The sequence below is a fragment of the Flavobacterium chilense genome (genome assembly GCF_001602525.1).
Taxonomy (GTDB): Bacteria; Bacteroidota; Bacteroidia; order Flavobacteriales; family Flavobacteriaceae; genus Flavobacterium; species Flavobacterium chilense.
In genome coordinates this window covers 19,226-43,882 of sequence record NZ_LSYT01000003.1, presented here as the reverse complement: position 1 = coordinate 43,882, position 24,657 = coordinate 19,226, and the positions used below count along the sequence as shown (strand labels likewise).

At 35.6% G+C, this 24,657-nt stretch carries 17 protein-coding genes; 10 read left to right on the top strand and 7 right to left on the bottom strand.

Features of this window, described 5'->3' with window-relative positions; genetic code table 11:
* Window positions 1–592 precede the first annotated feature (592 nt).
* The 9 genes from A4F88_RS09530 to A4F88_RS09490 all read left to right on the top strand — a co-directional run bounded on the left by A4F88_RS09530 (window position 593) and on the right by A4F88_RS09490 (window position 11,594).
* Window positions 593–1,366, top strand: coding sequence for a sensor histidine kinase (locus A4F88_RS09530; RefSeq protein ID WP_068842382.1), 774 nt, complete (start codon window positions 593–595; stop codon window positions 1,364–1,366).
* Between the two features lie 3 nt (window positions 1,367–1,369).
* Window positions 1,370–2,023 carry a response regulator transcription factor gene (locus tag A4F88_RS09525; protein WP_068842381.1) on the top strand — a complete coding sequence of 218 codons (654 nt, stop codon included), beginning with the start codon at window positions 1,370–1,372 and terminating at the stop codon, window positions 2,021–2,023.
* A gap of 681 nt (window positions 2,024–2,704) precedes the next feature.
* A complete protein-coding gene (locus A4F88_RS09520) occupies window positions 2,705–4,057 on the top strand; it encodes a heme-binding protein (protein WP_068842380.1) in 1,353 nt (450 codons plus the stop codon).
* A 47-nt stretch (window positions 4,058–4,104) separates the two neighbouring features.
* The gene (locus A4F88_RS09515) at window positions 4,105–5,625 is read left to right on the top strand and encodes a ferritin-like domain-containing protein (protein WP_068842379.1); all 1,521 of its coding nucleotides are present in this window, start codon (window positions 4,105–4,107) and stop codon (window positions 5,623–5,625) included.
* An 11-nt stretch (window positions 5,626–5,636) separates the two neighbouring features.
* On the top strand, window positions 5,637–6,224 hold the full coding sequence (locus tag A4F88_RS09510) for a hypothetical protein (RefSeq protein ID WP_143155037.1): 588 nt from the start codon (window positions 5,637–5,639) through the stop codon (window positions 6,222–6,224).
* Window positions 6,214–7,128 (top strand): MNIO family bufferin maturase, encoded by a 915-nt coding sequence (bufB, locus tag A4F88_RS09505; protein ID WP_068842377.1) that lies wholly within the window; start codon window positions 6,214–6,216, stop codon window positions 7,126–7,128. The genes A4F88_RS09510 and bufB overlap by 11 nt, the downstream gene beginning before the upstream one ends.
* Before the next feature lie 54 nt (window positions 7,129–7,182).
* Entirely contained in the window at window positions 7,183–7,977 is a 795-nt protein-coding gene (locus A4F88_RS09500) for an HvfC/BufC N-terminal domain-containing protein (RefSeq protein WP_162268792.1), read from the top strand.
* 136 nt (window positions 7,978–8,113) lie between these two features.
* The gene (locus A4F88_RS09495) at window positions 8,114–9,832 is read left to right on the top strand and encodes a flavin monoamine oxidase family protein (RefSeq protein WP_068842375.1); all 1,719 of its coding nucleotides are present in this window, start codon (window positions 8,114–8,116) and stop codon (window positions 9,830–9,832) included.
* A gap of 1 nt (window position 9,833) precedes the next feature.
* The gene (locus A4F88_RS09490) at window positions 9,834–11,594 is read left to right on the top strand and encodes an alpha-keto acid decarboxylase family protein (RefSeq protein ID WP_068842374.1); all 1,761 of its coding nucleotides are present in this window, start codon (window positions 9,834–9,836) and stop codon (window positions 11,592–11,594) included.
* Window positions 11,595–11,748: 154 nt separating this feature from the next.
* Here the strand turns inward: A4F88_RS09490 and A4F88_RS09485 are convergent, their stop codons facing one another.
* From A4F88_RS09485 to A4F88_RS09470, 4 genes are all read right to left on the bottom strand, one after another.
* Complete coding sequence (locus tag A4F88_RS09485) at window positions 11,749–13,500, bottom strand: alkaline phosphatase D family protein (protein WP_068842373.1); 1,752 nt, start codon at window positions 13,498–13,500, stop codon at window positions 11,749–11,751.
* Window positions 13,501–13,618: 118 nt separating this feature from the next.
* Window positions 13,619–14,338, bottom strand: coding sequence for a hypothetical protein (locus A4F88_RS09480; protein WP_068842372.1), 720 nt, complete (start codon window positions 14,336–14,338; stop codon window positions 13,619–13,621).
* Between the two features lie 182 nt (window positions 14,339–14,520).
* Entirely contained in the window at window positions 14,521–15,573 is a 1,053-nt protein-coding gene (locus A4F88_RS09475) for a hypothetical protein (RefSeq protein ID WP_068842371.1), read from the bottom strand.
* A gap of 70 nt (window positions 15,574–15,643) precedes the next feature.
* Window positions 15,644–16,510, bottom strand: a complete 867-nt coding sequence (locus A4F88_RS09470; protein ID WP_068842370.1) for a helix-turn-helix domain-containing protein — start codon at window positions 16,508–16,510, stop codon at window positions 15,644–15,646.
* A 235-nt stretch (window positions 16,511–16,745) separates the two neighbouring features.
* On the opposite strand from A4F88_RS09470, the gene A4F88_RS09465 reads away from it, so the two are divergent.
* Window positions 16,746–18,359 carry an eCIS core domain-containing protein gene (locus A4F88_RS09465; RefSeq protein ID WP_068842369.1) on the top strand — a complete coding sequence of 538 codons (1,614 nt, stop codon included), beginning with the start codon at window positions 16,746–16,748 and terminating at the stop codon, window positions 18,357–18,359.
* A gap of 324 nt (window positions 18,360–18,683) precedes the next feature.
* Here the strand turns inward: A4F88_RS09465 and A4F88_RS09460 are convergent, their stop codons facing one another.
* From A4F88_RS09460 to A4F88_RS09450, 3 genes are read right to left on the bottom strand one after another with little or no spacing between them, the layout of a single operon-like run.
* The gene (locus A4F88_RS09460; RefSeq protein WP_068842368.1) at window positions 18,684–19,535 is read right to left on the bottom strand and encodes a bestrophin-like domain; all 852 of its coding nucleotides are present in this window, start codon (window positions 19,533–19,535) and stop codon (window positions 18,684–18,686) included.
* 30 nt (window positions 19,536–19,565) lie between these two features.
* Window positions 19,566–20,921, bottom strand: coding sequence for an ATP-binding protein (locus A4F88_RS09455; protein ID WP_068842367.1), 1,356 nt, complete (start codon window positions 20,919–20,921; stop codon window positions 19,566–19,568).
* Window positions 20,912–24,655, bottom strand: coding sequence for a contractile injection system tape measure protein (locus A4F88_RS09450; RefSeq protein ID WP_068842366.1), 3,744 nt, complete (start codon window positions 24,653–24,655; stop codon window positions 20,912–20,914). Before A4F88_RS09450 ends, A4F88_RS09455 begins: the two co-directional genes overlap by 10 nt.
* Window positions 24,656–24,657: the final 2 nt, after the last annotated feature.

The following is a 24,657-nucleotide window of genomic DNA, read 5'->3' as shown; positions in this document are numbered from 1 at the left end:
TAATAACGCTGCTTTTTGCATTATGGAACTTACGATGGAGAATTAAAATGCATCGCTATCTACTGTATATTCTTTTTGTAGTTTTTTTTACGGAATTGATAAATTCTATTCTGGTATATAATAACAGACCAATTCGGATACCTTTTAATATCAGCATTATTTTTCATGATATTTTTTGGATGCTCGCGTTTAGAGAAACAATAAATCGCAAAAAAATGTACAATGTTACACTCTGTCTTTTTGTGCTTTTTTCTGTTGTTAATTTCATAATTATAGAAATAGCAGACGAATATAATTATTACACCTTCGTTTTTGGCGCCTTATTATATGTCTCACTTTTCATTTATGAAAGTTATAAGCAATTAAAAGAAGAAAATTTAATGTATTTTTTATCTAATAATTATCTTCTTTTATTCGCGCCAGTGTATTTCTTTTTCGGAATGGGTTTGTTACTGGGATTCAAACCATTAGGAGTTACAAAAATACTTTTATTTGGTCAGGTTACACTATATGTTTTCATTGTTAATATAGTTTGTATCGCCTATTATTCTTTAATCAATATTTACATCTACAGAGAAAATAATAACTACAAATGAATCAAATCGTCATAGGAATAATAATCGCCTTTATTTTTATTGGTTTAATACTGTTTTTTTTTGTTATTCTAATTCGTCTTTATTTTAATAAGATAAAAAAATATACAGAACTTCTGCATGAGAAAGATCTCAATTTCCAAAAAGCCATTACTCAAACTGTAATCGAAACTCAGGAGCAGGTACTTAATAATATTTCTCAAGATCTTCATGATGATGCCGGACAGCAGTTGACATACATCAATTTTCAAATTGAAAATATAAAGTTGGATTCACCTGAGCTCGGAGAAACATTAGAACCTGTATCACAATCGCTTGGAAATTTATCAAAATCTATACGGAGCATCAGTCATGCCTTGAATAGCCAATTGTTATTGCAGCAAGATCTGATAAAAGCTATAGCCACAGAAATAAAGCGGTTGAAAAAAAACAGTAAAATTGACATTTCATATTCCTTTGAAGAAATCGAAGTGAAGAAATTTGATGATAATGAAAAGATAATCATTTATCGCATTTTTCAAGAATGCATCAATAATGTTTTTAAACACGCCAAAGCTTCTAAAATGAATATTTTTATAACGACCAGTCCTGATTTCAAAATGATAATCTCAGATAACGGTAAAGGATTTGATTCTACCGACAAAAAAGACAAACTATCTTTGGGATTGATTAATATGGCAAATAGAGCCGATAGTATAGCTTATAATTTTACGGTAAAAAGTAAGATCGGATCCGGCACCGAAATTACCCTTTTAGAAAATAAAAGATCTTAAAGTATGGAACAGACTACTATTTGTATAATTGATGATCATGCTATTGTAAGACAGGGTCTAAAAGAATTACTGCATAAAATTGGCAACTACAAGGTAATTAATGAGTTTGATAATGGTGATGATTTCTTGCAGGCATTACCAATAAACCCTTCTCCGCATATTTATATTTTGGATTATTCCATGCCTAATATGAATGGTATTGAAGTATTAAAGTCACTTGAAGAAAAGGAGGACGAATACAAAATATTATTGTTGACACAACATCTTGATGAGCAAATAATCGATGCAGCTTATCACCATGGAGCCAGAGGTTTTTTGCATAAAAATTGTACGGCCCACGATTTGAAATTTGCTATTGATAACATTATTAAAATAGGATATAACAACGTTTCCGAAATTCTTAAACGAGTGCGAAATTATGATAGCAACAATGAGAAAAAAAGGAATATTGTTTTAACTCAAAGGGAATTAGATTTCCTTAGATTGGTTTGTGATGAAAGAGAATTAACTTATGAACAGATGGCAGAAATTATGAATCTGTCAATAAAATCAATTGAGGCTTACAGAGCTGCTTTATTTGAGAAGTATAATATCAAATCAAAAGTAGGACTTGTATTATTTTCTTTTAAACACCAGTTGACTGAACCATTTTTGTAATCTAGAAAACTTTGATTAGGAATAAGCTCCACACAATTCTAAAAGGAAAAATTAAACTACTATCTATATCTTTTATCTTTATCACATATTCTTTTAATTTTAAAGTACTCTTTTCTGTTCTGCATTTTATACTGAAAAGCACTTGTGAAACCTATTTAAAACTGTCTAAAATATAATTTTGAAAAGCTTCTTGCTGCGACGCTAAAAATAAGTCGTTCAAAACTTCATTTTCGCATCTAATTGTTCCTATTTACTATCTCCATTTTTGTAGCAAAATTGCGACACAGGTCAGTTTTCACAAATAATACCTCACACAAATAAGCATCCGATAAGCTTAACTTCGAATACATTAAATGAACTAAATCTGATTTCAATAATGTATACTTTAAAATGTAAAAAAGGAGCCCATACTCCTATTTAGGTCTCTTATGCATAAAAAATCGGCACTCATGCCTTTTTTTTAATTTAAACTTTTTCATCGTAGTAATTTTATGAATAAATAAAATCCTAACCAGATCTATTTTCAAATATGTTTTTTAATCAATCCTCTAATTATCGTATAGTAGTTGTAAACTCTTACGAGTTAGAGTATCGTAGTATAACGCAAAAGTGGAACTCGTGATCACTTTAACAAATGAGATTTAATTGCCCCAAAAAGCACTATTAACAAAAATCAATAAAATGGAAAATTCAACTAACCTACAACAACAAACTTGCCCTTATCTGGCGCAACAAACAGCTACAGCAGCTGTAATACCTGACATTACAACTCCAATTGTAACAACAACCAATCAGCCACCAGTTATTGGTACTTCCAATATCGGGCTTTTAAATAGTTTTATTGGTACCTGGAACAGTCCCACGGGAGCCGAAGCTACGGGTTACAACGTTATGCCATTGCCTCAGGCAGATACTATAAATGGTTATATCACTAAAAACTTCCCTTATTTTGAAGAAATTTCTTTTTCAGCTATAGCGGGTGGAGCACCAAATCGCGAGGGTCGATATACACAAACAAGTGGTGTACTCTTTTATGAACAAAGAGTGTACATTGCTAACAATGCCGATCCAAACGGGGCTCAACCCATAGAAAACACCTTAATTCATGCCGAAAACGGCACTTGGCTTTACCACGCTATACAACCTCAACTGGAAGGACCTTATGGGCCGGGTACAGTTCCTGACAATACTTTAATTCCCACACAAAATCCAGCCACTCAATACAACAAACAAATTTCGGTACCACACGGCGTTTCCATTTTGATGGTGGGAGGACCAGTTGTTACCGGAACAGGCAATCCGATTTTTCCAACTGCCGACAGAACTCAATTACCCTTTATCGACCCTACCATTATTGATCCATCAACAGTTTTAACCCAACAATTGAATGCTTTAAATGCCAATGGGATAACAGTTACAAACTTTTCCAGCATTACGGTAAGTACCACTAATCAAGGTGGCGGAGTAACCAACATTAATTTTGAAAATTCTTTTGGAAAAGTGATTTCAATGAACACCACCTGGTATGTTGAAACTTTGAGTAACGGAACAGTTCAGTTACAATACATTCAAAATATTGTTTTACAGTTTTTAGTTAATGGCGTCGCTACTGAATTTCTGCATATTGATGCCAATACTTTGCAATTGGTAGAAACATTCGCACAAGTTAATGCAACTCAACCATGGCAAAATACAGGTATTACCGTACAACCTGGAAACCCTGTAACTATAAGCTACAAGTCAGGTCAATGGACTGCTGATCCCGGAACAAACAATGGTAATTTGTACGGTGCAAATGGCTGCCCGGGCATTATTGTAACACAATCAGGTTATCCGCTTCAAAATGTGAATATGGGAGCCCTTATTGGCCAAGTAGGAAATAATGCTCCGTTCTTAATTGGAAACGGACCTGTTAATACTCCTGCAGGACAAAGCGGTACATTAAAATTATGCATCAACGATGATCTGAATGCTGAATACGGAGCCGGATTAGCTGATAATATTGGCAGTTTACAGGTACGCATAAAAGTTTAAAACAACAAAGACACAAAATAAACCTATCCCCAAAAAAAATTAACTACATGAAAACCAAAAAACTCTTTACACTTTCGAATAAGGTAACAAAGGAAAATATCAAAGATGTAATGCAACAGGTAATTGCGCTTGAACTTGCTACTATCCCAACGTATTTATCTACCTATTATTCGATAAACAGAGCACAGGATCAGGACAAATTGTATGCTAAAATTCATGCTCAGCTTTCTCAAGCCGGCGAACGTACTGACGAAGAAATTGATGAATTGGCACAAGAACTGAAGCTTGACATATTGGTATACTCTAATAAGTCAGCTGCCTTAATCATGAGTGTTGTTATCGAAGAAATGCTGCACCTGGCTCTCGCATGCAATGTCAAACAAGCTGTTTGTCAAACTGCACCGGATCTTATGGGAATTGGAAAAGTATTGTCATTTCCAACACAATTAGACGGACATATTCCTGAGTTCCAAATTAATGCTGCAAAATTATCATTAAAGCAATTGACTACTTTCCTGCAGATAGAAAGTCCTGAACCATTTAAAGATCCTTACGCAGACAAGCAATTACTAAATACAATTGATTATCAAACCATTGGTCGCTTATATGAAATGATTATTGCGTGTGTAAAAGAAGATTTTCCCGGGCCATATAATTACAGACCACAATTGCTTCCTCCAGATGATTCAGGACGTCCAAGACCATTCTATTCTCAAAATTCTATGAACACTGTGCATTATGACCGAGATCACAATCCTCAGTTCGCAAATCATGATGACAGTGGCGGACTCGTTGGAGTACATGATGCTGATTCGGCAATTGAAGCTTTACATCGTATTATCGAACAGGGAGAAGGACAAAGTACTGACAAAAAACCACAACATATCTTAGAATGGGGCGAAAATAAAATGCCTGAGCCAATGAAAATTATTGATGGAAAGGCAGATTTTTGGCCAGGTGATTATGATGATACAGGAAAAGAATTGGCTCATTTTGCCAAATTTCTGGAAGCCTACTCTTTTGGTGGTTACTATCAGGAAAAGTTTCGTAAGATTCAGGGCTTAGACGATTTCTTTAGTTATTTTGTTTATGATACTGATGCTAATCCCAAAACAGCCGATTATGTTGCTTCCGGTAATCAGGCACTGGCATTGTGTTCACAATTGGGTAATGCCGTTTTTGCTTATATTCTTTTAATGATCGAAGCCTGCTATCACAAAGACGAAAGTACCCAATATGATTTATTTATGTACGGTATTCATAAATCGATGATCTGGCTTTTGAGTGGTGTTGGAAACCAAATCAATCAGTACACTTACAACAAAGGCAATGCAGCTTACAGAGGTGCCCTTACATTTGAACCTTTTTCGTTTGAGCAAAGTTTCGTGAGACCAAAAGCACAAATTATGAATATCGTCGATCAATTGGCTAAAGCAGATCCTGTCAACTGGGGCTGGGCAACAAAAAGCGAAAATTATTTTCCTGCTCTGCCAGATGTAGGATTAGATTACAGCATTGTAGCCGATATTCCTAAAGTACCAAATACACCTTATACACATCATCATTAAAAAAATATATTATGTCAGAATTAGTAAACAGAGAACTTCATGTATGTATGGGGCTTAACTCATGCAAAAATGCAGGATATTCAGGAAATAATGATTGTGCAGGAACAGGCGATTGCTCAACAGCAGTTGGTCATCCTTGTCACACCTTAAATGCCTGTAAAGGTCAAGGTGGTTGTGGAATTTTTGGAACTACCGAAGAATTTTGTCATCCGGGTCAAAATGAATGCCGCTATCAAGGAAGCTGTGGTGTACCCATTTTATCTTCTCGTTTTATGGCTCAGGGTCCCAACAGAGGGCTTAGCGTTTGGCAATTAGCCAGAATACGTTTCGAAGAAAAAAGAAAAGAAAATGGAGAGGAATTTGGCCCAGCCCCTTTACCATATGGACCAAGTGATGACTACGTAAACACCATTCGCCATACAACAGGTCAGGATTATTCTTCTTGTGGACAAAGTGGTTCAAGATCTTGCTCTTACATAAATAATCCTGCTGAAAGAAAGGCTGCAGCAGAGAAAAGAGTTTTAAAGATGGAACAGGAAAGTGCAGAAAAACTACCGGAGAGTCTTTCAAATTGTAAACCAAAAAAGAATGGCTACTAGACTCGGATTACCCAATTTAGGATTGGGTTTAGGACTTAGAAGCCAGCATTTTGAGCATATTCTAAAGAAGAATCCTGCCGTAGATTGGTTTGAAGTAATTTCTGAGAACTTTATGGATTCGCATGGACGCCCAAGATACATCTTACATCAAATAGCAGAACGATATCCCGTAGTTATGCACGGGGTATCGTTGTCTATTGGAAGTACTGATCCGTTAAATTTTGAATACCTCAAGAGTTTAAAACAATTGGCAACTGAGGTACAACCTGCCTGGGTTAGCGACCATTTGTGCTGGACAGGAGTTTTAACAACCAATTCGCACGATTTACTTCCGCTTCCGCTAAATGATGAATCATTAAAACACGTTTGTAATAGAATCAATCAGGTGCAGGACTATTTAGAACGACCATTGATTGTCGAAAATCCAAGTACTTATGCAGCCTTTAATAATTCTACGCTTCCGGAATGGGAATTTTTACGAATAATGACCGAAGAAACTGGTTGTGGATTACTTCTGGATGTCAACAATGTTTATGTCTCTTCTTTCAATAATGATTTTGATCCCGTAGAATATATCAAAGGAATTCCGCATGATAAGATTGTACAAATGCATTTGGCCGGTCATCAAAATTGTGGCAATTATATTATTGACACACACGATCGAGAAGTGAATTCTCAGGTATGGAAATTATTTCAACTGGCTTATCAACTGGCAAATGAAGCATCGGTTTTATTAGAATGGGATGGGAATATTCCGTCCTTCGATGTGTATCATTCCGAGTTACTAAAATCAAAACAATATATGGATGAAACCTTTGTTGGAGTTCAAAATGAAGTCCATTTTATGGATAAAGAACAGGTTTCAAACCCATTGAATCTTTTTGAAATGAATAAATTTATATAAGCACAAAAAATGCAGCAAACGGTCAAAATACCATTAAAAAATTTCCAACATTGGATGCAGCAACTTTTACTGGATCCTTACCAACAAACGAGCATCAATCCCAGTGATTTGCTTTCGGATCAATTAAATGCTGCTTCAATTGAAGATGTGATTTGTCATTCTGAAAAACTTACCGCACAGGAACATTTGGGCATTTACCAAAGAAGTTATATTGCACGTTTGCGAAACTGTATGTCGCAGCAATTTAGTGCCTTAGAATATGCCTTAGGCGAGGCTCTATTTTGCGCTTTCGCCGATGATTATCTCGCTTCAAAGCCTTCGCAGAACTATAACTTAGCCTATTTAGGAGCTCATTTTGCAGACTATCTTGAAAAGAACAGACCAGATGCTCATGAAAATATCAAAGAAGACTGGATTGATTTCATGATCGAACTCGCCCGATTTGAATATGCCATCGGAGTTATTTTTGAAATGAAAGCCGAAGAAGATTATCCATTAGCTACGATCGATAAGGATGAAAATAATCTACAACTCGTACCAATATGTGAGTTGTTTAAATTTAAGTTTCCTGTTCGAAAATACTATTCTGATTTTAAAAATGAAAAACAACCCCATTTGCCTTCTGAAAATGAAAGTTATTCTGTAGTCCTGCGACACAAATTTAAACTAGCTATTTATGATTTGCATAAAGAACAATTTGAGTTTTTGACTTATTTGAAACAACAAACCAATATTGCTGAAGCTAAAGAACTATTTAAAACACAATATAAAGAAAATGCCTCTTCATTTGATGAAGTTTGGAACAGTTGGAAAGAATCCTGGATAACTGCTCATTTTTTTCGAGTTTAAGCTAAAACATTAAAAATCAAACATTCTACATACAAAAACAGGTAGAATTACGCTTAAAAATCAAGATTTAAGTGAGTTAATTTATAAATAATTTCATTTCCCAAAAACAATAACCCAATAACTAAACTACCTAATCATGGAAAACTATTTACACGGCTTACTTGACGAAGACAACGACGCCATTATCCAAGACTACTTAAAATACATTGACGGGGGAATCCCATGTACGGATAAACCAAAAGACGTATTAATCATTGGTGCCGGAATGGCCGGAATGGTAGCCGCGGCTTTATTAAAAGAAGCCGGACATAATGTTACGATAGTCGAATCAAACACTCGTGTTGGCGGTAGGATTAAGACTTTCAGAAATTCTGAAAACAAAAAATATTTTGAAGACGACACTGTTTATGGCGAAGCCGGTGCAATGCGTATCCCGACCATACACCAGATGGTGCTCAAATACATTGATAAACTCGGACTCAAAACTGAGCCTTTTTATTATTTGTCTGTCGATAAAAAACAGGCTATCGCATATCAGGCAGACCCTTCTAAACCAGAGCCTGAGGTTACTAGAAATTCTCTTTTCTATGTTAACCGCAAACGCGTTGTGCAGAATGAATATATCCGAAAAGATGGAACTAAAGTCGATGTAAACAAACTATTGGACTTTCATCTGGGCAGCAGCGAAAATATGCGTGCCGACCAATTAATGGCCAATATTATTAATCCGCTTAAGGCTTTTATTGCAGAAGATCCTGAGAAAAACTGGCCTTTGCTGATCGAGCGTTACGGAGAATATTCGATGCGTCGTTTCTTAAAAGAAAATTCTATGTATTCAGAGAATGCCATCGAAATGATTGGAGTGCTGCAAAATCTGGAATCCAGAATGTCTTACGATTTTATACAAAGTTTTATTGAGCAAAATATCATCAAGGATTCTACTCGATTTTTGGAAATTGTTGGCGGAAGCGACCTGCTGCCAAATGAATTCTTTAAAGCTCATAATCTTGAAGAAAACACCTATTTTGATTGCAGAATGACCAAAATGATGCTCGTTAACAACAAGGTAAAAATAGAAGTGGATATTGAAGTACAACGGGACTTTCAGTTTTATGAAGATGCAGGATTTAAAGCATTAAAAACGCCGGTGAGTGATCTGGAGTTTGATGAAGTAATTGTCACCATCCCTTTTTCGGCACTAAGACATGTATATGTAACACCTCAATTCAAACAGCAAAAACGAAAAGCGATCCGAGAACTACACTACGATTCTGCTACTAAAATATTATTAGAATTTCGTGAAAAATGGTGGCAGGAAGCACCTTATAATATTGTTGGCGGCGGTACGATTACTGATTTTTCAAACCGTTTCACTTATTATCCAAGTAATGATTTGGGAGCTAAAGGACATGGTGTCGTGCTGGCATCGTATTGCTGGTCTGATGAAGCAAGCCGCTGGGATTCTATGGATGATGACGACCGATATTTTTATGCACTTAAAAATCTTGCCATTATGCACTCTGATGACGAGAAAGAACAGCAGCGCATTATAGATCTTGCCGTAATTACCTCGAGCATTAAGGACTATAAAAAGAAAGGCGGAAAATTAATTGGTGCAGCAACACAAAGCTGGATGCGCGACCCGTATGCTTATGGTGAAGCGGCAATATTTAATCCAGGACAGTTGCAATTATTGCAGCGTCATATCATCTCAACTGAATGGAACGGAAAAGCACACTTTGCCGGAGAACATACTTCGCTAAAACATGCCTGGATTGAAGGTGCCATCGAGTCCGGAATCCGTACTGCACTCGAAGTCAACGAAAATACTGGTAACCTGAATAACCCAATTTAAGATGTCACAGCAAAAAATTACCGTTGCAAAATACCTGCAGATACGTCTTGAACAATTAGGACTTACTCATTTATTTGGAATTGCAGGCAATTATACCGCGCCGTTTTTGAATACCATTCAAGAAGACAAAAATGCAAAAATTAAAATTGTTAACGACACGAATGAAATAAACGCCGGACATTGCACTGATGCCTACGCACGTCAAAACGGTTTCGCTGCAGTAGCGGTAACGTATGGCGTAGGAGCATTTACGCTGCTTAATTCGGTGGCGGGTTCTTATGTAGAACATTGTCCCGTACTTGTTATTAATGGAGCTCCGACTAATAAAGACCAGCAAAGAAGCCTTGTTCAGGGTATGCTGGCATCACACATGACAGGTGATATGTACAGTAATATCAATGTGTTTCGAAATGTTACCGTTGCGGCAGAACAAGTTACAGGCTCATCAGATGCTCCTTATAAAATTGATTCCGTTTTAAATGCCTGTATTTTATATGGAAGACCTGTTTATCTTGAAGTTTTTGAAGACGTATGGCGAATGGAATGCAATCCGCCTTTCGCTCCATTAGTAGAAAGAGAGGCATCTAAATGTCAGACAAGTGCACGCAAGGCTGCTCAAAGAGTTGCTGCAATGGCAAAAGGAAAAGAAATTATTTTCTGGGGCGGTATTGAGATTCAACGCTATGGTATCCAAAAAGAATTTCTGGATCTGATTGAAACTACCGATACCGAATTTGTAACTTCTATACTCGGAAAATCAATCGTCTCTGAAAATCATCCTAAATTCAAAGGAGTTTTTAATGGCAAGGCATCGCCAAAAGATGTCATGGAAAAATTTTCAAAAGCTCAGCTAAAAATTGGTCTTGGTGTTTGGACGACCGGCAAAAATCTGGGTGGTTTTGATGTATGGAAAGAAGATACTGTACTTGCTAATCATAGCGGTGTACGTATTGGGGCTTCTTATGTGGCCAATGTATCGCTAAGAGATTTTATGATATTCCTGAAAGAAGAACTTACCAAAGTTACTTTTAGTGCATACGAAATGTATGATGCTGAGCAGCTGCCTGAGTCATTTTTCCTGGCTAATAACAGTACAACAAAAAGAGGAAAACCAGCGCTTACTTATGATACGTTTTTCAGCCGAATCAATAGTTTTATAGACGAGAGGCATATAGTAGTTGCCGATGCGGGTTTTCCTTTATTGGGTGCTCAGGGTATTCGTATTGCAGAACCTAACGGATTCGTAGCACAGGCATCATGGCTTTCGATAGGTTATTCTGTTCCTGCAGCAACCGGAATAAAATGTGCCAGACCTGATAAAAGACCGGTAGTATTTGTTGGGGACGGTGCTTTTCAGGAAACTTGTCAGGCTATATCTACACAGAATAAACTGAAACACGACACCATTGTTTTTGTTTTGGATAATGGCATTTATGGTATTGAACAAATGCTTGTTAATCCAAATCCCTTTCGTGGTGCGGACAAAGTTGAATATAGCGTTCCCGATTTAAACAACGTTTATGATTACAACGAAATGCATCGCTGGAAATATGCGAAACTCGTTGATGTATTTGGAGGCAAAGGTTTTGAAGTCAATACTCTCGACGAACTCGAGGACGTTATAAAGCAGCTTGACGATATTAAAGAAAATACCATTATACATGTAAACATACCTAAAACGTCTATTCCGGAAGCAATTGCTTATAAAACAGAAGAGCCCGGAGAGGATGAATTCCTGGATAAAAACTGGAGTTTATGCTAGGTTTAAAATGGATTAATTTTTAGAACATTTCATCAGAATAAACAAAAAAAGCCATCTCAGTTTTCATTACTAAGATGGCTTTTAAAATTTTAGTACTTATTTAAAAAGTGAAGAAATAACTTCTGAAAAAATCAATTAATACTAAATGAAATTCCTATGCTATCGTATATTTTTTTTCTGTAATAGTAGTTGTAGTTTCAGTTGTTACACTATCTACAAATCGCCATTCAGCTTCAGAACCAGATGGTGTAAATTTAAGATAGGTATATCCTCGCTTGTATAAATTTGCATATTCTAAATCATCTATCAAAACTGTAAATGCTTGTGCTAATTCTATCGCCTTTTTAGGATCGGATGTAATTCCAAGATAAGCTTCTAATCCTGGCGAAGAAACAGAACTACAAGCAATTTCAGTACCTATAAATTTCCCCTGCATATTAGTCAGTTTACCCATCCAGGCATTATGCGTATCTCCGGCCAGCACCACAACATTTTTACCGGAAAGTATAGCATACAATTGTTCTCTTTCTGCAAAATAACCGTCCCAGGCATCCAGATTATAAGGCAAAGTTGTCGTAACTCTCGCAATTTCCTGAGTAGTTAAAGACGGATCACTTTGTTTGTATCTCATTTTAATTACAACAAGTTCAGAGATTGCACCAATAAGCGCCTGCATAGTTGCCGGCTGTGCACTTCCAAAATGATCTACTTCTGCTAAAACCTGATTCAAAAGCAGCAGCAGCTCTGCAGGAATCAGCATTTTTGTCATCAGGATCTGCTGTCCTAATACTTTCCATTTAGCAGTATCTGCATTAATCTGTGATCCCAGCCACGTCATTTGTTCGCTTCCAATCAATTTTCTGTTTGCACTTAAAAGATCGGTTCTAAATTTTGTCTGGTCAAAATTCCCGACATTATCAATATAATCAGAATAACTCATCTGTTTATCTCTGGCAATAACTCTGGTATCCATCATATAAAGCGAAAGAATATTACCAAAATTAAAACTTCTGTAAATTCTAAGATCTTTTCCTGTTTTAAGAGGAATATATTCGCTGTAAGCCTGAAAAGCGGCCATTTTTCTCATCTGAAAATCTCCTTCGGCAGGCTGATGATTTTCTGCACCGGATTTATAAGTATCATTGGCAAACTCATGGTCATCCCAAACACATATAAAAGGCTTTTTTTGATGAAGAAGCTGAAGATTTTTATCTCCTCTGTATTGTCTGTAACGCTCTCTGTAATCATTTAGGCTTAAAATCTCTCTGGCGGGTTTATGTTCTCTACCCAGAGAATTGGTAAATGGATTTGTTCCATATTGTCCCGGCGCATATTCGTAAATATAATCTCCAAGATGAACCACTACATCTGCATCTGAGGAAGCGATCGCACCATACACATTAAAAAGTCCTGCCGGAAAATTAGAACAGGAAACAACAGCCATTTTTACATCATTTACACTATCTGCTTTAGAGGGCAGTGTGCGTGTTTCCCCGATAACAGTTACCTGTTTGGTTTTGGCGTTATAAAATCTATAAAAATATTTTGTATTAGAGGTAATATTCTGAACATCTACCGCTATTGTAAAATCATTTATGGATGATGCTGTTGCCTGCCCTTTTCTCATTACTTGAGAAAATCCGGCATCCTTACTTAGCTCCCAGGTTATTTCAGCATCTGAACCTACTGAATACCTTGTCCAGATAATCACTCCTGTTTCTGTCGGGTCAAAACTGGCTACTCCAGTCTCAAATCCTTCATTTTTCAGTCCATCCGGTGCACCGCTGTTATCCGGTTTATCATCGTTACTACAGCTTTCAATAAGTGGGGCGATGAAAACTCCTCCAGCGGCCAATAAAGAATTTCTAAGAAACCTTCTTCTGCTTAAATCATTGTTATTTTCCATAAAAAAATTTTTATATCAAAAAAACAATGTATTATTAAAACAGAGGTTATGTCATTTTTAAAATTACCTTACATTAATATTAACAATTTAATTACTACAATAAGTTATTGATCTGTATTCAAAATAATATAGAAAAGCCTTTGGTATATTTTACAAATAAATCGACAGCAATCAGCATGATTACAAGTAAAACAAACACTAACATATAGGTTATTATTTGTGCTTTTTTATTGAATTCAAAAGTGGTAGGATTTATAAAATAATCAGCATAAACAGCCTGGGAAATTTTTATATGAGGGCAAAATAAAGTTACACCCTGCAGAAAATGACCAATGAGATCATATTTATTTTTCGGGATATAAGTCATTCCATTGTCAGGTTTAGAAAAATGAATCGGAATCTGTTTGCCTTCCTGAAAACCGAAAATATATCCCGGAGAATATTTTGTTCCAATTTTTCTATCGATATCACTTACATAAGGTTCTTTGCTGCTTTCGAGCTGTTTGTATAAAATACTCTGAACAATACCATTGTACTGGTGATGGTGTATACCATTCCGATCTACAGAAATGAGGATAATTTTTTTTAATTTTTGACGCTTATAATTCTTGTAAAGTGCCCAAAGTCCCCAAAGCAGAATCGGGAAATATATTAGGTTGAAAATCATCTCACCAGTCGATATAGGGCTATTATACTCCAACTGAATACTTAAAGGAAGTGCTATTAATAAAGCAAGCATTGCGATAAACAAAAGTCCGAACAATGTGTATACAAAAATAGTAGTAGTTAAATTACGTTCTGAAGTTACTTCAGGAAAATTTTCTTGGTTATAAATCATTCACTAATTATGGTTAAAAAACATTTTAAAAATTCAAAAACGTAAATACTAATTCTAGCGGGCTACCATACAAATCTACTAAATTTGAAACTTCATAATTCGAATTATTTTTATCAAAGCAATAATTAATTTCTTCTTTAACTAATACTTTTCTAATCCCCTGGCATTAAATTTTAAAAAGCTTATTGCTCTTTTTTGAAAAGCCCGGCTTTTAAGTTTGAACCTATTGAACCTTCTGCTAATTGCAGGTAATTACGTTTACTCTGATCTTTTTCAATTTTTACAGTTCCGGTAGTTTGTACATTTTTCATTTTTAGAAAATCTGTCGATGTCGCATCATTATCACTTAATGGTCCACTTCCATATCCTGCCAGATTGGTGTAATCTGTAAAAAGGCAATCAAAAGCTTTGTAATTACGTGTACTTCCTTTTTCTCTTATCCATACTGTACTGCTATTTGCTATTATGTTATGATGAAAGTCGAAGTTGTCTCCATCCGTACTTTGTGTAGTCCAAACACCACTAAAATAACTACCATATACCAATGAATAACGCATAACATTAGGACTACCGGTTCCTCCATCGGTTTTCCAAAAAACAACGGGATTTTTGCAGTTAAAAAAAACGCAATGATCGATAACCAGGCCATAACCATTGGCTATAACCCCCACATGCAACGGCAATACATCAGGATCTCCTGCAAACAGGCATTGTGTTACGAGCAAATCGTCTAAATTTTTCCCATTACGCCAGATGGGATAGGAACGACGCAAATTATTACCATCCATATAAGAGTAATCCGGACTACCTGTAAATCGTAGACCTTCAATGGTTACATGACTAACCTCAGGTTGTATACCTTTTGCCTCTTCTCCTCCCACTCCCGGTAAAAGCGGAACTGCCGTTACTACAATTGGCATTTTTTGCGGAGTCCAGTCAGCATCGTCAGGCATAATATCCGCACGGATAACAAGTCGGTTTTTTAAGGTATACTTGTCATTCGTAAATAGAACTGTTTCAGTTAATAGGTGTACACCTTCTGAAAGAAAAATTGTGGTTGCTCCCGGTTCTTTGCTTAAGTTTACTCGTTTGGCCGCTTCTGCAAGTGTTTTTAAGGGATGGGTTTTCTGGCCAGAATTTGAATCGTGACCAGTTTTAGGATTAACGTATAACTGTTCTGCCTGTAAGGAGAATACACTTATAAACAACAGGAAAGTAAGTGTGATATTTTTCATATTCTTTTTTTTGTAAAATTAGAATACTTTCGTCCTGCCAAAATGGTCATTTTATTCTTAAAATGGTCATTTACATTTTCTTTCGATATTGTTGAGGAGTAGTCCCTGTAAATTTTTTAAAGAAACGATTAAAATTCGACGGATCTGAGAATCCAAACTCATAAGAAATCTCTTTTGCAGATTTGTTTTGGCTAAGTTGTTTCTTAATTTCTGAAATCAGTTTGTAATGAATCATCTGTTGGGCTGACAATCCGCTAAATTGTTTGCAAATTTTATTGAGAAATCCTGAGCTGATAGTAAGCATTTTCGAATAGGCTTCAACATTATGCTCCTCTATAAATTTCTTTTCTAATAAAGATCGAAATCTATAAAAATCCAAATGAACATAAGTATCTCTTTGAACATTGTGAGCATCTCCATAATATCGGTTGAGAATCACCAATAATTGATATAGAAGCGACCTGATCAAATGACTGCTATCATTCTGAAGCTGCCTAAACTCTAGTTCAATTCCATATAAAAGTTCAAGGCACTTTTTAAATGATATCTCGGATACCAGCATATCTGTTGGATGCGAATATTGATGAAAATATTGAAACCGATATAAAAATAGTTCATCCGAAAAAAAAAGATGAAGAAAATCTTTTTCAAAGAAAAGTGTATAGCCTCTTACTTCTTCCTCAATCTCCCAACAACGGACTTGTCCCGGACTTGTGAAAATAATCGTTTGTGGACTTATTAACATCTTATTTTCGTTTAATGTAATAGTCCCCGCTCCTTCTTCAATGAAAAGGACTTCGTAAAAACTAAGTTGATGTAACGTATTATCTAATACATAATTTTCCAATGTTTCGATGCGTCCAATATCTAACAACAATTCTGAACCATATTTGTATGGAAGAAAATGATAGGTTTTAATTTTTGTGACTAATGCCATTCCTTTATAATTTCTTGTTGCTTTGCAGATGGGTTAAAAATACAAATTTCCATTGTCTGTAATATCCACAAAAAACAAATTTCCGTAAGTGACAAAATCTAACAAATAAAAAATACCTTACAATTGTTAAAATCAATTGTAATGTATTATATTTGACACAGTTAACCCCTATTTCTACAACTTCTATAAGCATTGAAATTGGTTAAAGAAATATTTAAAGTTAAAAAACCAGACTATGAATTCTTATACCGACAAAATACAGCAAAACAAAAAACAAACCACACCAAATACGGTTACTCAAAAGAAGAATAACAGCACCGCTGCTTTATCTTATAAAAATATTTCTTCAACTGCTGTTACCCAAATGCAATTACAAAAAATAGCCAACAATAGTCTGCAGGTAAAACAAGCCATGCAGCTGCAAACAATGGCAAATGCTAATTTTTCGATGCCAATTCAGAAAAAAGGTGTTAAAGAAGAAGAACTGCAAATGAAATCTATTCCAATTCAAAAACAAGGTATTGAAGAAGAAGAACTGCAAATGAAAGCCATTCCTATTCAGAAAAAAGGTGTTGAGGAAGAAGAACTCCAAATGAAAGCTATTCCTGTTCAAAAAAAAGGTATTGAGGAAGAAGAACCTTTACAAGGCAAATTTGCTTTACCCATACAAAAAAAAGAAAATAACACGGGCTTGCCTGATAATCTAAAATCTGGTATTGAAAATCTTTCAGGTTATGCAATGGATGATGTAAAAGTGCATTATAATTCCGACAAACCAGCCCAATTACAGGCTCATGCTTATGCTCAGGGAACTGATATTCATATCGCATCTGGGCAAGAAAAGCATTTGCCTCATGAAGCCTGGCATGTCGTGCAGCAAAAACAAGGCCGTGTGCAACCTACTTTGCAGATGAAAGGTAATATTAATGTGAATGATGACGCTGAATTAGAGAATGAAGCTGATGTTATGGGGACAAAAGCGCTAGGTTATTCGGGGGATAACACTATCAAAACCAATACTAGTAGGACTGAGGTAGCTGGACGATCTGTACAGCGAATGGTTGCCCTTGCTCTTGATGATAAAGATACCGAGGATGATTTGGTAATCATGACTAATTTAAAATATGCTCTTGACTACGCTGGCGGACCAGTAGTTGATTTTGGAGTTAATGCGGACTTTAGTACTATGGAATCTAATGAAGACCTTATGCTTCTTGAACATGGGGCACCGGGTAAAATTAAAAATTTTACAGCAAGCCAAATAGTTGATATATTGACTGCTGATGGAAAAGCAGTTCCAGCGCACATCGCTGGAATCACTGTGCTTGCTTGTAGTGCCGGATTGCCTGAAACCACAGGGGATGAAAGCACATCATTGGTAGCAGCGATTGCGAAAGGTTTAAGTGCGAAAGGATTGGACTTGGTTGTTGATGGGAAAAAGGGCTTGGCTCTGACATCGCCATCTACTGGTGAAAGAGCTGTGAAACCTGATGAGAAAGACAACTACATGAAACTACAGCATCAGATAGTTATTAAGTATGGTTTTGATGCGGAAATAATGGATTTAACGAAGCCCGGCTATAAGCATCATATTCCTAAATATGGTGAAAAAATAGTTACAAAACTTAAATCTGCCAATCTCATTCTTCAAGAGGATTACGCAAAGAACCCTGGACTGTATGCGAAAGATCCAAAAGAAATGAATCTTGAAGAAAAGGCTAGACATATGTCTCGTATTACCAGGCCATTTTATGAGGAGTTAGTTAATACTGCTAATAATAAGGGCTTTTTGTATGCAGAATTTGAGGGGGAGCAATATGCGTTGGGTAGTTTGATAATAAATTACTAATTAAAGTAATTAAATGGTTCAGAGTTATTTAAGAGAAATTAATCGCACCAGATTCTCAATTAATTTTTACGCAAATAAAATTAAAGAGGTTAGAGTCATTTAGCAAACAGCGCTCGATGAAGAAAATAAATTTACAAGGTATTATCATCGAGTCAGTTGTGGCTTACAAAACTCGCAACAATATTTTAGAGTAGAACAATAATACGAACCAGCAAACTGCAACCGCGCAGTTTGCAAATAATCGCAAAAGCGCAACCCTGAAACTGAAACAGCAAATCCTTATGACCGCCAGTCCAACTACAAAGGTTTAGTAAAATTTCTTTATCATTTCTCATCCATCATACCGGTTTTCTCCCATTCGATAATCTGGTTTATAGTTTTACCAATGTCGATTCGCATTCTGCCGTTAAATGGATGATCTGAGAGTACAATAATATAAAAAACTAGTGCGATAAAGGCGCCTATTAATCCATTTATGATAATGTGCAGTGTTTTGTTTTCAATGTTCATTAAATAAGCAAACAACATGATGATAAAACCGCCAAGCCAAAGCGGTACCCAGATATAAAAATCAATTTCGGAGTCGACGGCCAGGCTTCTTAAATTTCTGTACGTTCCCAAGTCATTAAGCTGTTTGAACATCGCTTCTATTCTTTCATTTCTATAAGTTACGGTGTCGCGCATCTGCTCCAGCGTTTTGTAAAAAGTATTAAATGATTTAACCGTTTTAGTATATCGATAATCTATGTATTCCGGAGATTCTTTCCCTTTGTTATTTAGCAATGAATCTTCTGTAATGACATTTTTTAAGTAAAACATATAAGACGCTGTTAGTTTTTTCTTTTGCAAAAGTGCCTCCTGATTGTTATCTGCGGGATAAAATTTAATATCTCTGTAAAGTCCTTTACACAAACTTGCTTCCATGTCGGCGTTTTGCTGGGCATCGTCGTACTGGTCCCAAACCAGAAAAACAACAAATGCCAGGATTAATCCGTACAATCCGCCGGTCATTGCAAAACCATTTGCAATGCCTTCGTTATGCGATTTGCCAACTCCCAGTTTACTGTATTTCCGTACCAGATAAGTTCCCACTATTCCTGCTCCGGAAAATAACAGTATGAATAATGTGAGCATTAACAATGGATTCATTTTGAGCAATAAATTTGTCAGACTCATATTCTTATGATTTTAAATTTTATAATTTATTTACTGGACTATTTTTCCTTCTTTACCAAATTCTCTCCTGATACTGCTTATAATGTCTTTTTTTGTAACCTTGTTATCTCCTCGTTTTATGGCTATTAACGATACGTATCGCAGTACGTTTATTATCGCGCCGCCTGCCAGTTCAAATTTTTGAGCAATTTCATCAAGATTGACATCGCTATCCAGAATAATATTTTCGGCAAAAGCTTTTTCCCATAATTTCTTTCGCTGCAGAGCGCTTGGTATTGGAAAATGAATCATCGATTGAAAACGTCTGCTGAAGGCTTCATCCAGATTGGCTTTGAGATTGGTTGCCAGAATTACCACTCCCGGAAAGTCTTCGATACGCTGCAGTAAATACGATACTTCCTGATTGGCATATCTGTCGTTTGAACTGCTGGTTTGGGTGCGTTTACCAAAAAGTGCATCGGCTTCATCAAAAAACAATATCCAGTTTTTATGTTCGGCCTGATCAAAAATATTGGAAAGGTTTTTCTCGGTTTCACCAATAAATTTAGACACCACCATAGATAAATCGATTCGGTAAACATCTAATTCCGTTGATTTTCCTAATAACGAGGCTGTCATGGTTTTTCCTGTTCCGGGCGGACCATAAAATAAAGATCGATAACCTGGTTTAATTTTTTTATGCAAACCCCATTCGTGTAGTAATTTTGGTCCGTAAATTATCCAGTCTTCAATTTCCTTAACTTCTGTCAGCGTGCTTTGTTCGATAACCAAGTCTTCCCATACGGCCTGAGTTGTAATGAGTTTAGCCGGAAAATTGGCATTAAAATCGGGTTTATGCGAAGTTCCTTTTGTAAAGTAACTCAAATACTCCAAGGATAATGTCAGCGCACCGCTTAAAAAAGGTTCGTTTGCAGGAATGGATTCAAGGCTTAAAATATTAAACTTTTTAAATTTATGATGATCCGAGAATAACTCCGAAATTCTAAAACGTTTCTCAAGATTATTAGCCGCCAATACGAAAACTGCTGTTTCTCCAGTTGGTATAAAACCACCAAAATTTTGGCCTTTTATACCGCCAAATTCTGTAAAACCTTTATCGTAAGCCGCATTTTTTATCAGGAAAACATCCAGCAATTTGGGCTGTATATGCACTGCTAAGGCGAGCAATAAAATAATGCGTTCTGAAAAACTAATTTTATAATAGTCTAAAATTCCGGCGTATGGAGAATTATTTTTGGATAAATCAGGAGGAAGAATTTCTTCAATGCTTTTATAATTGCACTCCTCGTTCCAATATAATCTCATACGTACATTGATTATTTCTTCTAACCATTGCAATTCTGCAGTAAGTGTCTCTGCGTTTTGTTTTAATATATCTAGCTCCATTCTACAAATATTGGTTCAGTCATCCATGAATTTTTAATAAAACTTAATCCCCAGGGAAGCGTTTGAAGCAATACATCAAAAGCTTTGTTTTCTACCACTAATGTCCAGCCTTCGCTCGATAAACATAAAGAACCGCTGCGCTGTAAAAAACTTTCCTGAAGTCCGGTAATCGAAGTATTCTTTAATTTTTCCCATTGTTGTGTTACCACATAAAGAAGTTCATTTGCCGTTTCCATTTCTAATTCGGTTAAAATAACGCCCAATGTTAAAGCTTCCTGATATTCTATACCGCATAAAATTTTATTAAGCAGTAAAGCATGTTCAGGAGTTGCCTGCTCATAATTAACCAGATATTGCAATAAATGCGGCGCTCTAAATTTGGCTTCATCATTAACAAATTCACCATTTTTTATTAAACCGGTACGATCAAACAAAGTACTTAAAAACGGATGTACTAAGACCAATCCGGCATTTTCGATATAGATCTTCTCCCCTTCTTTTAGTTTTATGTTTTCATCTTGGTAGATTATTTCTGATTCGGTTTTCTTTTCTTCGGTTAGCTTTGCGTATTCTTCAAAATCAAGCTTCTTTAAAACCTCATCTTTAACATGGTACAGGATTTCGTTTTTGTATTTATCCTGAGTAAGATAGGTTTGTGTATCTTTTTGCATAGCTGCTATTCTATTTTCTAATGAAATATTGTTAAGCTGTTTTATCGCATCAGAAACTTTTGTAAGCTGTTGATAAAGGTGTTTTATATCCCAGTTTTTTTTATAATTTAAAAATGCCAGAAACCTATAAAAAAACAGGTTAACATTTTCTGCATTTTTTTGTGATGCCCAGTAAAAGCTGAATTCTCTAAAATACAATAACAGTTTTTCGCGTTCAAAGGAATCTTTAACGGCTAAATTCAGGATATAAATATGGCTGGTGATGAGGTCATGTAAGGTGTTATCTGCCAATGATTTTATCATTGCAGTAAATTCTGCGCCTTTGTAAATAGTGGCATAATGTGAAGTTGTATTCGCTAATTGCAGTACTTGTTTGTGCAATTGCTGCTTTGCAAGATCACTGCCCTGATGTTTAATAAAATGGATAATTTCGTTTAGGTTTGTAAAGGCCTGATCTTGTTTCCAGATTTGTTTTATATAAACTAAAAAATCTTTCTCTTCATATTCGCTAAGCAGATTGGCAATATTTCGTCCCTGCTGATTGCTTTGTTTTGAGAAGTTCGTATGCAGTGTCATTTTGGCCGTCGCCGATGCATTATCCTGACGCATGAGGTTATGCAGCAAATTCTGGTCTTTTTCGAAAATTACAATTACCAATCTCTCTATAATTTTTGCCATTACAGATTGATCGTCAATCTTTATATCATCTGGTAATTTGTTATGAAGTAGATAGTATTTTAGAATGTCATATGCCTTATCTATCAGGGTAGCCAATGACATTTTGAGCATATCGTTTGATTTCGTCAACAGCTTAAATTCATCATAAGAAAATGGGTCGTTTCTTTCTAAATCGTCGGCAGTAAGCAATGCATTTCTATCCAGAAACAAAACCGATTTATAAATATCTAAAAGGCTATCTTTCTGCTTAACAGTGTCGCTTATATAACTTTTAAGATGAGGTAATTTGTTTTCTTTAAATTGTACTGCGAAGAATTTTTCTAATTTAGTTTCTGATGTTCCTATGTCGTTTTTCAGATAGTTTATTAAAATGGCATAAAAAAGCAGTACATCAAAGGAATTAAATTGTAATTGATGGTAGGTTTCTAATATTGACTTTAGCAAAAGACTACGTAAACGGTCTGCCGAAATACCAAGTTCCGATATTCCTCCTAATTGCTGCAACTCGTTCCATATTTTTAAAATGCTTTCGTTTTGCGGCAACACATTCAAAAGCTGTAATACAGATTTTGAGACGCTGTTGAGTATTTCCTGCTTTTTAAAACCCAGTTGAACAGCTTGCTTCATAACCAATAAAGCAAGAGCTGGTTCTGCAATTACCAGTTCCTGAAATAATGCGGCTATAGCTGCTGATTTTTGTTCTTTGGCCCACCAAGGTATAGTGCCTTGTGTGAACCAAAACAGAAATAGATCTTGTAACACAAGATTATCAGTATCTGTTTTATCTATTTTCTCTTTTGTACTTTTTTTTGTGTCTTTATGAACCGCTTCATGTTCTGATAGAAAATTTTCTACATCAAGTTTGTTTATGGTGCTGTTTCGTATTTCGCCCAGAATTTCGGTGAAAATAAAAAACAGCGAAGACTGATCTTTTACAATTGCCTGAGCTTCTGCCATACCTTGCGCCATTAACAGCAATAAGGTCTGATAATCGATATTGTAATGCTGTGCCAGTTTTTTAATATTATTTTCTACAAACATTTTAGCACTAAACAAACTGCCATGTGAAGTAAAGAGAAAGGAAAAAATGAATTTAAGGATTGCTTTTTTTAATTCTTTCTCATTGGTTTTAATAACATTTTTTTTGTTCTGAATTTTTACCGTAGTTCTATAATAGTTTATGATAAAATCAGAATTGGCAGGTTCCATAATGCGAATGATGTCCAACAGAGCTGTTTCTGGTGCAATAAACATTAAGCGTTCTGTAAATTGCGTTATGTTTTGCTGTTTTCTAAATACATGGATAAATTCCTCCGAATGTTTTTTGATCATGGTATCTAACAGCAAACTGATTTTTTGAGGCGTATAATAATCATATTTAACTGGCAATGATCCAAAGAAGAAGTAATAATGAAGGGCTTCAAAATGATTTTTTGTCACTTCTTTTTCTAAATAAACCTCAACATTTAAAGATTCGTTTGTCTCTAAACCTGTTTTGGTTTCTTCTGTAAGCTCTTTTATAAACAGCGTAAAATTTTTATCTGTCGGAATTAAATCAGGATGGGTCTCAATAGCATCTGATAATAGTTTTAAGATACTTTCGTACGATACATTAAAATGAGATGCCATTTGAGTTAGTGTTCTTTTTACAAAAAGCCTGCGTTCAAAATGTCCACCCATATCTACTAACAAATACGTGAGAATAAAATACCATAATGCTTGTCCAAATACTTTTTCCTGTGTTTTAATAATTTGTTTCTGCTTCTGAATCTTCAATACATTATCAAAATACTGGCTGATAAAATTGACTTGCAGCGGTATTATAAGCTTGATGATTTTTGTAATTATTTCATCATTAAATTGCTGCGAAAGTCGTTTTCTTACCTGCTCCTCTGCTCCTGTTTTAAAAAGTAAATCTTTGAGCTGTTCAGGGTTTTCGCTAAACAATTTTAAAAAAGTTTTATCCGGATTTGTAAACACGTCACCACTCGCCCACCACGGCAGTGCACCATTGCTCAGAAAAAAATGCAGTAACTCGATACAGCTTACCAAGAAATCTTGAGTGTTTTCCGGTTTTTCATCAGTATTATTGATGCTGTGCAGCGTGGCATAATCAAATAAGGCTTTTTCTAATGCCTGCTCGTACAGTTCAGCAAATTCATCATCGGTAAACGGATAGGTCAATGTACCGATGTTTAATTCTAACTGGTCTATCTTAATAAAATGATGAGCATTTACGGTATTATCTAAAAGTGTGTTGGTAATATCTCCTAATTTAGTTTTAAAAAGTCTGCTGAATTGTGCAAACACATCTTGTGTGGCAGATTTATCAAAAAATTCTACCTCAACAACCTGCTGTTGTATGATGTGTTTTTGGATTTTCATTT